This is a genomic window from Bradyrhizobium sp. Y36 (genome assembly GCF_002531575.1).
In the GTDB taxonomy this organism is placed as follows: domain Bacteria; phylum Pseudomonadota; class Alphaproteobacteria; order Rhizobiales; family Xanthobacteraceae; genus Bradyrhizobium.
Window position 1 is genome coordinate 235,356 of record NZ_NWTI01000008.1, and the last position, 15,011, is coordinate 250,366.

The window sequence follows — 15,011 nt, forward strand, 5'->3', positions numbered from 1 at the left end:
AACCGGAGCCCGGGTTCCTTGAACCGCCGTTACGTCTGGGCCGACTATCACCCAGCGGCAGGGGGTCCAATGAACTGCCGTTCGAAGGAAGCGGCTTGGCGCCGTTCTGCAACGGGAATCTTGCGATGACGCGTCGGCTTTTCAGAATTCTGGCGGCCCTTGGCCTTGCAGCGAGCCTCGGCGGCTTTGCGCTTCCCGCTCATGCCGAGAAGCGCGTCGCGCTCGTCGTCGGCAACAACGATTACAGGAACGTTCCAAAGCTGCTCAAGGCCGTCAACGATGCCCGCACCATGGGCGACACGCTCAAGCAGCTCGGCTTCGCGGTGATGGTCGCAGAGAACCAGAACCGGCAGCAATTCTCCGAGACGCTGCTCGCCTTCGACAAGGCGATCGAGCCCGGCGATACCGCGTTCTTCTTCTACGCCGGCCACGGTTTCGAGATCGCGGGCCAGAACTATCTGCTGCCGACCGACGTTCCTGCGGCGACGGAAGGGCAGGAAGAATTGGTGCGCGATGCATCCATCCTGGCGGACCGCATCGTCGAACGCCTTCAGAACAAGAAGGCGCGGACCTCGATCCTGGTGTTCGACGCCTGCCGCAACAACCCGTTCGAGCGCAAGGGAACGCGCGCGGTCGCCGGCGCCGGCGGGCTCGCGCCGATGACGCAACTGCCCGAAGGCGTGTTCTCGGTGTTCTCGGCCGGTCCCCGCCAGACCGCGCTCGATCGTCTGTCCAATGACGACACCAATCCCAATTCGGTGTTCACGCGCACCTTCGCCAAGGAGCTGCTCCAGCCCGGCGAAAACCTGGTGCAGGTGGCGCAGCGCACCCGCCGCGCCGTCAGCGAGATGGCCGATACCGTGAAGCACAGGCAGGTGCCGGTGTATTTCGACCAGATGGTCGACGACGTTTTCCTCAGCGGCATGGCGAAAGATGCCACGGCGCGGCCGGCCGATCCGCCGCCGCAGAAGCTCGCGGCGCTGCCGCCGGTGTCGGTGCCCCAGATGCCGAAGGAGGAGGCCACCAATGCGCCGATCGCGAGCTTCTCGCGGCACAATGGCGGCTGGAGCGTGGTGTTCTCCTTTGCCGACCCGACGCTCGGCATTTCCTGGCGCATGGCCGGCAAGGGCGACTTCCGCGAGACCGGCTTCATCGACACGCTGGATCCGCGCACGCGCAAGCGGATGCCGAACCCGTCGATCGAGCTGCCGCCGGATGCGCAGGCCGGCACCATCGAGGTCCGCTATGTCGACCAGTCCGGCGACATGCAGGGACCGTTCCCGATCCGGTTCGACCCCGAGGCCGCCCTGATCCGCGACCAGCGCAAGATCCTCGACATGACCGCGACGAGCTGGCTGTCGTTCCGCGAATTCAACGGACTGCTCGTCTACTACACGCACCTCGTGTCCTATCGCTGCGCCATCCGCGAGGTGCGCATCGGCATCGACACCGCCGTACCCAACCAGGTGCTGAAGATGCCGCCGTGCGACATGCGCGACCCCAGCGCGATCACTGCCGGCATGCCGCTCTACATGAAGCTTGCCCCAAGCACGCAGTCGATCTCGGTGGAGCTGACCTATCGCGACGGCAGCGTGTCGGAGATCAAGAGTTTTAGGAGCGCGAGCCGGAGCAACAATTGAGGATTGCGCTTTGTCGGATGCGTCGCGGCAAGTGGGGTGCGTGATGACTGATGGATTACACCGACCCGGAACCGTTATTCAAAGGGCATGTTAAATCCACCTTGGAGCCACCATGCTGCCGCAACGATCCGGCATCCACGCCTGGGCTGTGGCGCCAGGAGACTCCATGGAAGAGTTCGCAATTGCTTTTGTCGCCGTCGCCTTCCTCGCTCTTGCAGCGTTTGCCGCGGTCGTTCAGCCATCATTGAGCTTCTGGCAAAACGACGAAAGCTGATAGCTTCGGCATCCTGCGACCGAGGCCGCAGAAGTCCGGCACAGTCACAGACCCTAGGAACAACTCGGCAGCTTCCTGGATTGTCCAGCAAACCAGGGAGATAATCCATGATCCGCAAGTCCCTTCTCGTCGCCTTTACCTGCGCTGCTTTCTCGACGGCGGCGGCCCTTGCCCAAGGGGGCGGTGGCGGCGGAGGAGCCGGCGGAGCGGGTGGTGGAGCCAGCGCGGGTGCCGGTGCCGGGACAGGAACGGGCGGCGCGGGATCTGCGGCGAGTTCGGCTGCCGGAACGGGCACGTCGTCCAGCAGCGCCAATTCAGGTCCGTCGGCGCCTTCAGGAATGGGGACGCATGGCACCACGACCGGGGCCAACGTCAACACCAACAACAGCCAGAACAATCCAAACGTTCAGCCTCCGACCGCCAACGGCAAGACGCCCACGGCGGCTCAAGCCGAGCGGAACTCGGGCGTCGGTCATGCGCCGAACGGGTTGCCGATCGGCAGTCCGGGCACCGGGACCAGCAACGAGGATCAGAAATAGTCTGGCCTCCGCCCGTCAAAGGTCCGCAGCGTGGGCCTTTCTCGTTGCGGGTCAGGAAACGACTGCCGTTCCGACCCGAACCGCCGATACGGCTCTTGCCGCGAGCAAGGCTAGGCCCGCGGCTCGCTCTCCTCCGCATCGCGGCTCCGGCGCGTGCGCAGATAGACGAGCGCGACGTTGATGGCCAGCCAGGCTGCCACGCCTGCGAGCAACCATGCCACGTTGAACGTTTCCTCTGATGCCCTTTTGGGTCGTATGTCCTGATAACAACGAGGCGCGCGGCTTATTCCCGGGATCGGACGCCGGCGTGATCCAGTCGGCGCTCGACCTTGAGTCGGCAGATTCAGACCCGTTCGACCGGAATCGGCGTTAGATTGCCTGCGACATCTTGGTCGATACTCACGGGATCGTGGCGGCAATGACATCCGACCAGCCAACGAACCAGACCAGGAAGGTCCGCTGCTGCATCGTCGGCGGGGGACCGGCCGGCATGATGCTCGGCTATCTCCTGGGGCGAGCCGGCATCGAGGTCGTGGTGCTGGAGAAGCATGCGGACTTTTTCCGCGACTTCCGTGGCGACACCGTGCATCCCTCGACGCTTCAGGTGATGGACGAGCTTGGCCTGATCGACGGCTTTCTGAAGCTGCCGCATCAGCGCCTGCAGAAGATGGATGGCCTGTTCGGTGGTACGCCGGTGCGCATCGCCGATCTTTCCCGGCTCCGCACCAAATACCCCTTCATCGCCTTCATGCCGCAATGGGACTTCCTGAATTTCCTGCGCGAGGCCGGCGAGGGCTTTGCCTCGCTCGAGGTGATGATGAGCACCGAGGCGGTCGATCTCATTCGCCGCGGCGAGACCATCGCCGGCGTGCGGGCGAAAACGCCTGATGGCATCCTCGACATCAAGGCCGATCTGACCATCGCCTGCGACGGCCGGCATTCGACGGTGCGCGAGCGCGCGGGCCTCAGCGTCGAGGAGGTCGGCGCACCAATGGACGTGCTGTGGTTTCGCGCCGGCCGCAACGCCGACGAGACGGAGAACGTGTTCGCGCGCGTCGAGCCGGGCAAGATGATGATCACCTTCGACCGCGGCGATTACTGGCAATGCGCCTATGTCATCGCCAAGGGACAGCACGAGGCGGTGAAGGCGAGGGGACTGCAGGCTCTGCTCGACGACGTCGTGCGCATGGCGCCGATCCTGAAGGGCGGCATCGCCGACGTGAAGAGCTTCGACGACGTCAAGCTGCTGACGGTCGCGATCAATCGGCTGACACGCTGGACGCGGCCGGGCCTGCTGTGCATCGGTGATGCCGCGCATGCGATGTCGCCGGTCGGCGGCGTCGGCGTCAATCTCGCCGTGCAGGACGCGGTCGCGACCGCCAATCTGTTGGCGGACAAGCTGCAGCACGGCTGTCCGTCCGAGGACGAGCTCGATGCCGTGCGCCGCCGCCGCGAGTTCCCGGTGAAGATGACCCAGCGCATGCAAAGGGTCGTGCAGAACAACATCATCAGCGGCGCCCTCTACGGCGGCGGTCAGCCACTGAAGGTGCCGCTGATCGTGCGCCTCATCACCGCGCTGCCGTGGCTCCAGGGCATTCCTGCACGGCTGATTGCGCTCGGCGTGCGACCCGAGCACGTGCAGTCGAAGGCGGCCGCGAGATCGTAGCGTCGCAATTCGGTAGGGATAACGTCGCGTTAAATCGCGCGTCAGCCGTTGCGCGTTGGCAACAGCGCCGATGCATCCGCACGTCGGTGCGGGCCGATGCGCCGCGTTAACTCTGTTGATTCCAATTTTAGTAACGTGCGTCTGTGACCGTGCGCCCATCAAAGGACACGGGGTGTACCATGCGTAACAAATTCATTGCCGCCTTCGCCTGCACGACCGCTCTGGTTTCGACGGGCGTGGCCTCCGCTGCCGATCTCGGCGCGCGTTACACGAAGGCGCCCGCTTATGTGGAGCCGCTGTTCAACTGGACCGGCTTCTATGTCGGTGGCCACATCGGTGGCGCATGGACCAACGAGCAATTCATCAACAACGGGACGGGGGCTGCGTTCGGCGACCTCACCCCGGGTCAGGGCTATCGTCAACGCGGATCGGGCATCATGGGCGGTGCGCAGATCGGTTACAACTGGCAGGCCAACAACTACGTGTTCGGCATGGAAGGCACCATCTCCGGCCTCGACAACAAGGGCTCGTTCACGAACACCGCGTTCGGTGCCGGCGACGACGTGTTCTCCTGGCGCGCCAACGTGCTCGCGACCGTGGTCGGTCGCGCCGGCTTCGCCGTGCAAAACAACCTCTTCTACGTCAAGGGCGGCTATGCCGGCGTGAACAATCGCCTTTCGGTGACCGACACGGTCGGCCCGGCAACGGGATCGGGCGGACAGACGCACTGGGCTAACGGCTGGACCGTCGGCGCCGGCTGGGAATACGGCGTCACCCGCAACTGGATCGTCGGTCTCGAATACAACTACGCGGCCTTCGGCAGCCAGACCTATCAGCTCGGTGGCACTTCGGGGAACTACACCTTCGATGCCAAGCCGCGCGATATCCAGTGGGCCGTCGTGCGCGCGAGCTACAAGTTCGACGCGCCGATCATCGGGCGCTACTGAGCACGTCGACGCAACGCGACCAACGATCAAGAAAAGCACTGCCAAATTCAAAAGCCCCGGCCTGGCCCGGGGCTCTTTTTTTGCGCCTGGACCACGTCAGACTGACGGACCTTTGCGTGCTTGGCGGTCAAGGCCGCGCCCATCGCGCCGCCGGTCCCGGTGTTCAACTGGATCGGCTTCGACATCGGCGGGTTTGGCGGATATGGCTGGGGCCATCACGATCGCCTCAACGACGCCGGGCTTGCCAATAGCTATGGCTCGGGCGGGCCCATCGCCGGCGGCCTTGCCCGCTACAACTGGCAGATCAGGAAGTTCGTGCTGGGTGTCGAAGGCGATTTCGCCTGGGCGGACACCAAGGGCGACCACAATTTCGTGGGCGGCACCCGCGACGAGAAAAGAGCCCCGGCATTCTTGCCGGGGCTCTTGCTTGCTAGGCCATCACGGAGAAGCCGCCATCGACGGGGATCGCGGTGCCCGTGACGAAGTTCGATGCCGGCGATGCCAGGAACACGGCGATGCCGGCGAAGTCGTCGATGTCGCCCCAGCGTCCCGCGGGCGTGCGCGCCAGCACCCGCTCGTGCAATCCCGACACCTGCTGCCGCGCGCCGCGGGTGAGATCGGTGTCGATCCAGCCCGGCAAGATGGCGTTGACCTGGATGTTGTCGGGCGCCCAGGCGTTGGCGCAGGCGCGCGTGTACTGCACGATGCCGCCCTTGCTCGCCGCATAGGCGGTCGCGAAGCTCGCGCCGAAGATCGACATCATCGAGCCGATGTTGATCACCTTGCCGTTGCCCGACGCCTTCAGCGCGGGATAGGCGAGCTTCGAGCACAGGAAGGCGCTGGTGAGGTTGGTTTGGATGACCGTGTTCCACTCGTCGAGCTCGAGCTCGTGCGGCGGTTTGCGGATGCTCATGCCGGCATTGTTGATGAGGATGTCGACGCGGCCCAGATCCTTCACCACGCGGTCTACCATCGCGGCGATCGCCGCCTTGTCGGTGACGTCGGTGGTGACGGCAATCGCCTTCACGCCGCGCGCCTTGAGATCGTCGACGGCGGCCTTGGATTTCGCCTCGTTGCGTCCGACCACGGCGATGTCAGCGCCGGCATCGGCGAGTCCGTGCGCCAGGCCGAGCCCGATGCCGCCATTGCCTCCTGTGACGATCGCGACCTTGCCGCGGAGATCGAACCGGTTGGATGTCATGCTTCTTCTTTCTGGTTTCTTCTATTGATTGCTCTGCCAGATCAGGACCAGCCCGAAACCGGCCATGGCTGCGCCATAACCCGCCCATTGCAACTGGTTGACCATGAAGCTCGACCGTGGCCAGGCGATGGTGCCCGTGCCCTGTCCGATCCAGAGCAGCCCGACGGCGAGGGCAAACAGGCCTGCTACAAGCAGAAATCTGCGCATGCGTTCCTCCCCATCGGTCCGCTTCCGTCACGGTGCGTCGATGATGGATCACCGCCGCCGCGAAAGCTTGGCCCACACTAGCCGTAGCTTCGGCCTGGATACAATGGCGGCGCCAGCCGCAAGCCGTGCGCGGGGAGATGTCCTCGTCGTCAGACGAGGACGCCAAGCAGGAGGCGACCGGAGATACCGATCTGCCGTGGCGCGAAGCGCCGTCTCGTCGGGGCGTTGCAAGCCGCGCGAAGTTCGGCGCCGGCTGTCTTGACGGGGAGATAACGAAAAAGCCCCGGACGATGCCGGGGCTTTGACGTTTGATCGTGAGATCAGATCAGTACTTCGCGACGACCGGACCGGTCCAGTTGAAGCGGTAGACCAGCGAGGTCGAGATCGTCTGGTTCCAGCTGTTGGCGCGGATGGAGTTGCCGGCCAGAGCGTTGGTGCCGTCGACCAGTTCATCCATCGTCTTGGCATTGTAGAAGGCCGAGCGATATTCGGTCTTCATGAACCAGCCGGGCGAGCTGACGCCGAAGATGTTCAGGCTGTTCTCGACGCCGCCACCGATGAACCAGCCGTTCCGGTTGTAGCTGTTGATGTGGATGCCCGCGGGCGTGCCGGCGAGGTTCGTGAAGTTGGTCTGGCCGAAGTGAGCGCCAGTGTAACCGCCGTTGACGTAGGAGAGAACGTTCGGAGCGACCAGCCAGCCGAGGCGAACGCCCGCGGCCCAGGAGGTTTCCAGCTTCTGGTTACCGGTAAGGCCGCCCACGACAGTCGGGTCCTGAAGGGTGGCGCGGATGCTGCCGAACTGACCGTCGGCGAACACACCGGCGACCCAGGTGCCGCTGAACTGCCAGTCGTAACCGGCGCCGACCGTGCCGAACCAGCCCGAGCCACCCTGGCGCTGGTCGATGGTCAGCGGAACCGCGCCGACCGTGGTCTGAACGTGCTGGTCAGCGTTCGAGAGGCCACCGCCGCCGCCGCCGAAGACGTAGAAGCCGGTCCAGTTCGCGATGGGCGCCGCGACCGGGGCCTTCACGTAGGGACGGGCAGCGAGATCAGCCGCCGAGGCCGAACCGGTCATCGCGGCAACCGCGGTCAGAGCGAGCAAAACCTTTTTCATGTCAAAATCCCCAACCTTGGTCTGTCGTAACAGGCGCGAGCGCACTGAAGTTCGTGTCATCTGATGTCCCGGACTATAGACGTTTCCATCCGAAATGCTGTTGCAGGGCAGGCACAGTCGCCGGAAAACGCGGCGCCGAGCCGATTTGGACCGTTGTCGTCAAAATCGTAGATATCCAAGTAAAATCATGCGCTTGTCGGTCTATTCGGGTGTTTGGATTTGGTAAGTTCTCGTTAGGGAATTCGGCTTTGTCCGAGATGGAGGCAGCGCTGCCTCAGCCTTGGCGCCGGTGAGTCGGTGGCCGAGTCGACTCGGAGAGCCTGAGTCGCGGCGCGATATTCCCGGAATTTCGAGCCTGCCAGGGGGAAAAACCCGCCGAGGCTGGAATTCTGACGGGGGAATCGACGTTTCCGGCCAACCGCCGGATGGCAAAGAGGCGTCGCAGGCGTCCAAGCCAACTCCTTGCACTACGCGATAGCCTCGCAGATTCGCCCGCCGCGGGACCGCCGTTGCGACCTTGATTCCGAAAACGCAAAAGGCCCCGGCGAATGACCGGGGCCTCGGCGAAGACGCAGAACGTGGCCTTAGACGTCCAGCAACTCGTCGCTGGCGAACTCGGCCTTGTCCGAGATGAAGGCGAAGCGCGCCTCAGCCTTCGTGCCCATCAGCCGCTCCACGGAATCGGCCGTGGTGTCGCGATCGTCGGGGAGGAGCACCACCTTGAGCAGCGTGCGCCTGGCTGGATCCATGGTGGTCTCCTTGAGCTGCGCCGGCATCATTTCGCCGAGGCCTTTGAAGCGATTCACCTCGACCTTGGCGTTGGCGTTGAACGCGCTCTTGATCAGCTCTTCCTTGTGCTTGTCGTCGCGTGCGTAGACCGACTTGGTGCCGTGCGTGAGTTTGTAGAGCGGCGGCACGGCGAGGAAGAGATGTCCTTCGTCGATCAGCTTCGGCATCTGCCGGTAGAAGAAGGTGATCAGGAGCGAGGCGATGTGGGCGCCGTCGACGTCGGCGTCGGTCATGATGATGATGCGCTGATAGCGCAGATCCTCTTCGCGATATTGCAGGAGCTGGCCGCAGCCGATCGCCTGCACGAGGTCGGAGAGCTGCGCATTCGCCGTCAGTTTGTCCTTCCCGGCGGAGGCGACGTTGAGGATCTTGCCGCGCAGCGGCAGCACCGCTTGCGTCTTGCGGTCGCGCGCCTGCTTGGCGCTGCCGCCGGCCGAGTCGCCCTCGACGATGAACAGCTCGGAGCCTTCGGTGCCGGCATCGGTGCAGTCGGCGAGCTTGCCGGGCAGGCGCAGCTTCTTGCCGGCCGTCTTGCGCGCGGTCTCCTTCTCCTGCCGCCGCCGCAGACGCTCCTCGGCGCGGTCGATCACAAAGTCCAGCAGCCGGTTGGCCATGTTCGGATTGCCCGACAGCCAATGGTCGAACGGATCCTTCATCGCCTGTTCGACGATGCGCTGCGCTTCGGCGGTGGCGAGACGATCCTTGGTCTGGCCCTGGAATTCCGGCTCGCGCACGAACACCGAGAGCATCACGGCGGCCCCCACCATCACGTCTTCGGACGTGATGGACGCGGCGCGCTTGCCCTGGCCGACGCGTTCGGCGTGGTCCTTCAGGCCGCGTAAGAGTGCGCTGCGCAGGCCGGATTCATGCGTGCCGCCATCGGGCGTCGGCACGGTGTTGGTGTAGGAGGACAGGAAGCCGTCGGCATCCGCGGTCCAGGCCACCGCCCATTCGCAGGCGCCGTGCGCACCGTTGCGGCCCGACTTGCCGGAGAAGATGTCGGGATGGACCAGCGTATCGGCGTGAATCGCGGCGGCGAGATAATCCTTCAACCCGCCGGGGAAGTGGAACGTCGCTTCCGCCGGCACGTCCTCGACGCCCTTGAGCAGCTCGGGCGCGCAATTCCAGCGGATCTCGACGCCGCCAAACAGGTACGCCTTCGAGCGCGTCATCTTGAACAGGCGCTGCGGCTTGAACGCGGCCTTGGCACCGAAGATGTCGGTGTCGGGCTTGAATCGGACGCGCGTGCCGCGCCGGTTGTTGATCTTGCCGAGGTCCTCGAGCTTGCCCTTGGGATGACCGCGCTCGAACGTCATGCGGTAGAGCTTCTGGCTGCGCGCGACCTCGACCTCGAGCAACGAGGAGAGGGCGTTCACCACGGAGATGCCGACGCCGTGCAGACCGCCCGAGGTCTCGTAGACCTTGCTGTCGAACTTTCCACCCGAATGCAGCGTGCACATGATGACTTCGAGCGCCGACTTCTTCGGGAACTTCGGGTGCGGATCGATCGGAATGCCGCGGCCGTTGTCGGTGACGGTCAGGAACCCGTCCGCGCTCAGCTCGACGCCGATGAAGGTCGCGTGTCCCGCAAGCGCCTCGTCCATCGAGTTGTCGATGACTTCGGCGAACAGATGATGCAGCGCCTTCTCGTCGGTGCCGCCGATATACATGCCCGGACGGCGCCGTACCGGTTCCAGGCCTTCGAGGACCTCGATGTCAGCCGCGGTGTAGTCGGCTTCCCCGCCGCCGCCGCGCGGTGCCGCCTTGGCAGCGCGGGGCTTCGGTTCGTCGCCACCGAAAAAGTCGTCTTTTGCTTTTGGCTTCAACTGCTTGGACATATATCTTGATGCGTTTTGAGGGCCGCGGGAGCGGCGAATCGATTGCGCCGACTATGCCACTTCTGACCAGGAAAGGTTATCGCAGGGCGGGTCGGGCGGTGTGGTTGGGAGCCAATCCCGGCGATTTTACGCCGCAGGCCCAGTCATTCCCGGCAATTTGACGTCCTCGCCCGGCTCGTGTCGGATTTTGTGACTTGATGTCACACAACCCCTTGGCTTACCAGTCCTTTTCATCGAGCAGCACCTTGAGACGGGGCGGGAAGGCTAATTTTGATGGAGCAGTTTGCGCACGCCCTGGCCGATTTCGTGCGCGCTCACCAGGCCTGGGCAGCTCCGATCGTGTTCCTGCTTGCCTTCGGGGAATCGCTCGCTTTCATCTCGCTGCTGGTTCCCGCCTGGGGCGCGCTGGTCGCGATCGGTGCGTTGATCGGGGTGAGCGGCATCAGCTTCTTTCCGGTCTGGATCGCCGGCGGCCTCGGGGCGGCGTTGGGGGACTGGGTCTCCTATTGGTTCGGCTATCGCTACAAGGAGAAGGTCGCCGAGATGTGGCCGCTCTCGCGCTATCCGGGACTGCTGCCCAGAGGCGAGGCTTTCGTGCGCAGCTGGGGCATCCCCAGCATCTTCATCGGCCGCTTCTTCGGCCCCTTGCGCGCCTCGGTGCCGCTCGCGGCCGGCATCTTCGAGATGCCCTATTGGAGCTTCCAGGCCGCCAATTTTGTCTCCGCCCTGGTGTGGTCGGCCGTGCTGCTGCTGTTCGGCGACGTCCTCGCCAAGATCATGGAATGGATCTGGCGCGTGATCTGACGCTCCAAACCTTGACGAAAACCAGATCCGGCCTTATAGCCGCGCGCCATGATCAACGCCGCGACCATCCTGTTCGCCCGTCGCCGCCGCCGCTCTTTAGCGGTTTGGGCGGTCGATCGCGTTTGAGATCATCGTCTTTGCCGCTGGATCCGATCCGCGGCATTCTCTCTCCTGTCAGCGCGATCTGATCCGGCGGCCCCCAAAGAAGGCCCAGCAGGAGACCACGATGTACACGCCCCCATTTTTCAAGCAGGACCGCGCCGCGAGCCTGAAATTCGCGGACGAGCGCGGCTTCGGGACCATGTGTGCCTTCGACGGCAAGAAACCGGTCGCATCCCCGCTGCCGTTCTATCTGACCTATGCGGCCGACGGCACGCCGCAGGCCGCCTTTCATGTCGCCCGTCACAATCCGCTGCTAAAGCTGGCGGGCAGCGATGCGTCCTGGCTGCTCGCGGTCAACGGCCCCGATGCGTATGTGTCGCCGGACTGGTACGTCTCGCCGGATCAGGTGCCGACCTGGCTCTACCAGTCAGTGCATCTGAGCGGGCCGGTGCGGCTGTTGTCGGACGAGGAGCTCGCGGTGCAGATCGACACGCTCAGCGACAAGTTCGAGACTTGGCTGCTGCCGAAGAAGCCGTGGACGTCGGGCAAGATAACGGCGGGACGGCTCGAGGCAATGAAGAAGGCGATCGTGGGTCTGGTCATGACCGTCGAAGAGGTCGAGGGCAGCTTCAAGCTGAACCAGCACAAATCCGACGCCGACTATGCGGCGATTGCCAATGCGCTCGGCGGCGGCGATGCCGACGCCAGGCAGATCTCACAATTGATGCGGCAGGCAAGGCCGCAGGTTTTCGCAAGCGATACGACCATGCTCGAAGGGAGTGCACCATGAGCCTCGCTGACACCACCAAAGCCCCGACCACCAGCGCGGCCAAGAAGCCCGCCACTGTCTTCGTCGACGGCGGCTCCGGCACCACCGGGCTCGGCATCAACGAGCGGCTGAAGCTCCAGAACGACGTCGTCGTGAAGACGATTGCCGACGACAAGCGCAAGGATCCCGCCGCCAAGAAGGCGCTGATGGAGGAGGTGGATCTCGTCATCCTCTGCCTGCCCGACGATGCCGCCAAGGAGACGGTCGCGCTCGTCGACAGCATGGGGGCCTCGGGCCCGAAGGTGCTGGACGCCTCGACCGCCTACCGGGTCGCGCCCGACTGGGCCTACGGCTTTCCCGAGTTGACGGCTGACCAGGCCGGCAAGATCAAGGCCGCCAAGAAGGTCTCCAATCCCGGCTGCTATCCGACCGGTACGATCGCGCTGCTGCGGCCGATCGTCGATGCCGGTCTGCTGCCGTCAGATTATCCCGTCACCGTCAACGCGGTGAGCGGCTATTCCGGTGGTGGCAAGTCGATGATCGCGAGTTTTGAAGACGGCAGCGCGCCGTCCTTCGAGCTCTACGGTCTCGGCTTCGAGCACAAGCATTTGCCCGAGATGCAGCTCTACTCGAACCTGACGCGGCGGCCGATCTTCATTCCCTCGGTCGGCAATTACCGGCAGGGCATGCTGGTCTCGGTGCCGCTCCAGCTCGACACGCTGCCGGGCCAGCCGAGCGGGGCGGACCTTCAGGCCGCGCTCGCCAAGCGCTACGCCGGCTCGAAATACGTCAAGGCGATGCCGCTCCAGAACGAGGCGGCCAAAGCCGGCCGGATCGAGCCGGAGGCGCTCAACGAGACCAACATGCTCGAGCTCTACGTCTTCGCCAGCGACAAACATCATCAGGCCGTGCTGGTCGCCCGGCTCGACAATCTTGGCAAGGGGGCCTCCGGCGCGGCTGTGCAGAACATGCGGCTGATGCTCGGTCTGGCAGACACGTAACCGGTCCAGCGCTGAGGGAACGTCTGATGAGCACGAAGAAGATCGGCATTCTCGGCGCCTCCGGCTACACCGGCGCCGACGCCGTGCGCCTGTTGGCGCGGCATCCGAATGCCGAGATCACCGCACTCACCGCCAATACCCACGCCGGCAAAGCCATGAGCGAGGTGTTTCCGCATTTCTTCATGCTGGACCTGCCTAAACTCGTGGAATGGGAGAAGGTCGACTGGAGCCGGCTCGATGCGGTGTTCTGCGGACTGCCCCACGGGACCACGCAGGACATCATCGCCGCTGTCCTGAAGGCAAATCCGCAGATCAAGGTCCTCGACATGTCCGCCGATTTCCGGCTGCGGGACAAGAACACCTATGCGCAATGGTACGGCCATGAGCATCGGGCGCTCGAATTGCAGGGCGAGGCGGTCTATGGCCTCACCGAATTCTATCGCGAGAAAATCACCTCCGCACGGCTGGTGGCCTGTCCCGGCTGCTATCCCACCGCTGCGCTGCTCGCGCTGGTACCGCTTGCGAAGGCCAAGCTGATCGACGTCGACGACATCGTCATCGACGCAAAATCGGGCGTCACCGGTGCCGGACGCGGGCTGAAGCAGAACACGTTGTTCAGCGAGGCGGGCGAGGGGCTTTCGCCGTATTCGGTCGGCACGCACCGGCACGCGCCCGAGATCGAGCAGGAGATCGGGGTGGCCGCCGGCTCCGCGGTGTCGGTGAACTTTACGCCGCATCTGATCCCGATGGCGCGCGGCGAACTCTGTACGTCCTATGTAAAACTCAATGGCGCGACGCCCGACGATTTGCGGGCCGCGCTCGAGCGGGCCTATGTCAACGAACCCTTCGTGCATGTCGCGAAAAAGGGCGTGCTGCCGCAGACGCAGAACGTTCGCGGTTCCAACTACGTGCAGATCGGCGTCGTCGCCGATCGCATCAAGAGCCGGGCGATCGTCATTTCGACGCTCGACAATCTCGTGAAGGGCTCGGCCGGTCAGGCGATCCAGAACATGAACCTGATGTTCGGATTGCCTGAGACTGCGGGCCTGGAGCAGATCGCGCTGTTTCCGTGATGTGAGGCGACAGTGGACGAAGAGACGCTGCAATTCTACCGCGGCAATGCCGAGGCCTATGCTGGGCGCGAGATCACCTCCCGCCAGGCGCGGCTGACGGCGTTTCTCGCACGGCTCGTGCCAGGCGCGTCCATTCTCGAACTCGGATGCGGCGCCGGCGGCGACACCGCGGAAATGCTGGCGCGGGGCTTTGCGGTTCGCGCGACCGACGGATCGCCTGAGATGGCCGAGGTCGCCTCGCGCCGTCTCGGCCGTCCCGTCGAGACCCTGCTGTTCGAGCAGCTCGACGAGACCGGGGCCTATGACGCCGTCTGGGCCAATGCGTGCCTGCTGCACGTGCCGAGACCCGAACTTGCCGGGATTCTTGCGCGGATCTGGCGCGCGCTGAAACCGGCCGGCTTGTTCTACGCCAGCTACAAGGCCGGCGAGGCCGATGGCCGCGACACGCTGAACCGCTATTACAATTATCCCTCGCCGGACTGGCTGCGGGCGACCTATGCGGAGGCGGGCAGCTGGAGCGGGGTGACGATCGATACCGGCGAGGTCAAGGGCTTCGACGACAAAGCCGCAGTGATGCTGTTCGTCGTCGCGCAGAAGAGCAGCTGAGCGCGGTGTGCGCTCACACCACCTTGAAGATCGCCAGCGCCAGCACGGCCTGGGCTGCGAAGCCGACGCTGAAGGCGAGGGTGCGGAACACCGGGACGCCGAGCGCATAGACGATCAGATGCGCGACGCGGGACCAGAAATAGACGGCGCAGGCGAGCACGGTCCATTTCGAGGAATAGTCGATCGCGTTGAGGATCAGCACCAGCGGCGCGAAGATGACGAGGTTCTCGACCGCGTTGTCATGCGCGAACATCAGCCGGTTCGCCCAGTCCGCTTGCGGCTTGTCGTTGCGCGAGGGATTGGCCATGGCGCCGGAAAGGCCACGAACCTGACAGCGGTTGATGATGTAGGGAATCCAGAGGATCCCGGTCAGGATCACCGTCAGTGTCAGCCAGAACAATTCGCGCGTCATAGTCCGGTCCCCTCTGTCGTCGCTGTGGT

15 protein-coding genes are annotated in these 15,011 nt (G+C 64.4%); 10 read left to right on the forward strand and 5 right to left on the reverse strand.

Features of this window, described 5'->3' with window-relative positions; genetic code table 11:
- The first annotated feature begins 125 nt into the window (after nucleotides 1–125).
- The 5 genes from CO669_RS16940 (at nucleotide 126) to CO669_RS16965 (ending at nucleotide 5,546) form a co-directional block, all read left to right on the forward strand.
- The gene (locus CO669_RS16940; RefSeq protein WP_097660929.1) at nucleotides 126–1,640 is read left to right on the forward strand and encodes a caspase family protein; all 1,515 of its coding nucleotides are present in this window, start codon (nucleotides 126–128) and stop codon (nucleotides 1,638–1,640) included.
- Nucleotides 1,641–2,252: 612 nt separating this feature from the next.
- The gene (locus tag CO669_RS36350) at nucleotides 2,253–2,453 is read left to right on the forward strand and encodes a hypothetical protein (RefSeq protein WP_097660931.1); all 201 of its coding nucleotides are present in this window, start codon (nucleotides 2,253–2,255) and stop codon (nucleotides 2,451–2,453) included.
- A gap of 418 nt (nucleotides 2,454–2,871) precedes the next feature.
- Complete coding sequence (locus CO669_RS16955) at nucleotides 2,872–4,119, forward strand: FAD-dependent oxidoreductase (protein WP_097660932.1); 1,248 nt, start codon at nucleotides 2,872–2,874, stop codon at nucleotides 4,117–4,119.
- Between the two features lie 179 nt (nucleotides 4,120–4,298).
- Nucleotides 4,299–5,066, forward strand: coding sequence for an outer membrane protein (locus CO669_RS16960; RefSeq protein ID WP_097660933.1), 768 nt, complete (start codon nucleotides 4,299–4,301; stop codon nucleotides 5,064–5,066).
- Between the two features lie 120 nt (nucleotides 5,067–5,186).
- Complete coding sequence (locus CO669_RS16965) at nucleotides 5,187–5,546, forward strand: outer membrane protein (RefSeq protein ID WP_097660934.1); 360 nt, start codon at nucleotides 5,187–5,189, stop codon at nucleotides 5,544–5,546.
- On the opposite strand, the gene CO669_RS16970 is transcribed toward CO669_RS16965, so the two are convergent.
- The 4 genes from CO669_RS16970 to parE all read right to left on the reverse strand — a co-directional run bounded on the left by CO669_RS16970 (nucleotide 5,497) and on the right by parE (nucleotide 10,215).
- Nucleotides 5,497–6,267, reverse strand: a complete 771-nt coding sequence (locus tag CO669_RS16970) for an SDR family NAD(P)-dependent oxidoreductase (RefSeq protein ID WP_097660935.1) — start codon at nucleotides 6,265–6,267, stop codon at nucleotides 5,497–5,499. The genes CO669_RS16965 and CO669_RS16970 overlap by 50 nt on opposite strands.
- A gap of 21 nt (nucleotides 6,268–6,288) precedes the next feature.
- Nucleotides 6,289–6,474, reverse strand: coding sequence for a hypothetical protein (locus CO669_RS16975; protein ID WP_063194318.1), 186 nt, complete (start codon nucleotides 6,472–6,474; stop codon nucleotides 6,289–6,291).
- A 325-nt stretch (nucleotides 6,475–6,799) separates the two neighbouring features.
- Nucleotides 6,800–7,588 (reverse strand): outer membrane protein, encoded by a 789-nt coding sequence (locus CO669_RS16980; protein ID WP_198964066.1) that lies wholly within the window; start codon nucleotides 7,586–7,588, stop codon nucleotides 6,800–6,802.
- A 584-nt stretch (nucleotides 7,589–8,172) separates the two neighbouring features.
- Nucleotides 8,173–10,215 (reverse strand): DNA topoisomerase IV subunit B, encoded by a 2,043-nt coding sequence (gene parE / locus CO669_RS16985; RefSeq protein WP_097660937.1) that lies wholly within the window; start codon nucleotides 10,213–10,215, stop codon nucleotides 8,173–8,175.
- 273 nt (nucleotides 10,216–10,488) lie between these two features.
- On the opposite strand from parE, the gene CO669_RS16990 reads away from it, so the two are divergent.
- From CO669_RS16990 to CO669_RS17010, 5 genes are all read left to right on the forward strand, one after another.
- Nucleotides 10,489–11,019 (forward strand): DedA family protein, encoded by a 531-nt coding sequence (locus CO669_RS16990; protein ID WP_097660938.1) that lies wholly within the window; start codon nucleotides 10,489–10,491, stop codon nucleotides 11,017–11,019.
- Between the two features lie 226 nt (nucleotides 11,020–11,245).
- Complete coding sequence (locus CO669_RS16995) at nucleotides 11,246–11,911, forward strand: FMN-binding negative transcriptional regulator (protein WP_097660939.1); 666 nt, start codon at nucleotides 11,246–11,248, stop codon at nucleotides 11,909–11,911.
- Complete coding sequence (argC, locus tag CO669_RS17000) at nucleotides 11,908–12,891, forward strand: N-acetyl-gamma-glutamyl-phosphate reductase (protein ID WP_097660940.1); 984 nt, start codon at nucleotides 11,908–11,910, stop codon at nucleotides 12,889–12,891. The genes CO669_RS16995 and argC (CO669_RS17000) overlap by 4 nt, the downstream gene beginning before the upstream one ends.
- 26 nt (nucleotides 12,892–12,917) lie before the next feature.
- A complete protein-coding gene (gene argC, locus CO669_RS17005) occupies nucleotides 12,918–13,964 on the forward strand; it encodes an N-acetyl-gamma-glutamyl-phosphate reductase (RefSeq protein ID WP_097660941.1) in 1,047 nt (348 codons plus the stop codon).
- 12 nt (nucleotides 13,965–13,976) lie between these two features.
- Complete coding sequence (locus tag CO669_RS17010) at nucleotides 13,977–14,570, forward strand: class I SAM-dependent methyltransferase (RefSeq protein ID WP_097660942.1); 594 nt, start codon at nucleotides 13,977–13,979, stop codon at nucleotides 14,568–14,570.
- Nucleotides 14,571–14,583: 13 nt separating this feature from the next.
- Here CO669_RS17010 and CO669_RS17015 read toward each other — a convergent pair whose 3' ends face one another.
- On the reverse strand, nucleotides 14,584–14,982 hold the full coding sequence (locus tag CO669_RS17015; RefSeq protein WP_097660943.1) for an MAPEG family protein: 399 nt from the start codon (nucleotides 14,980–14,982) through the stop codon (nucleotides 14,584–14,586).
- Between the last annotated feature and the right edge of the window lie 29 nt (nucleotides 14,983–15,011).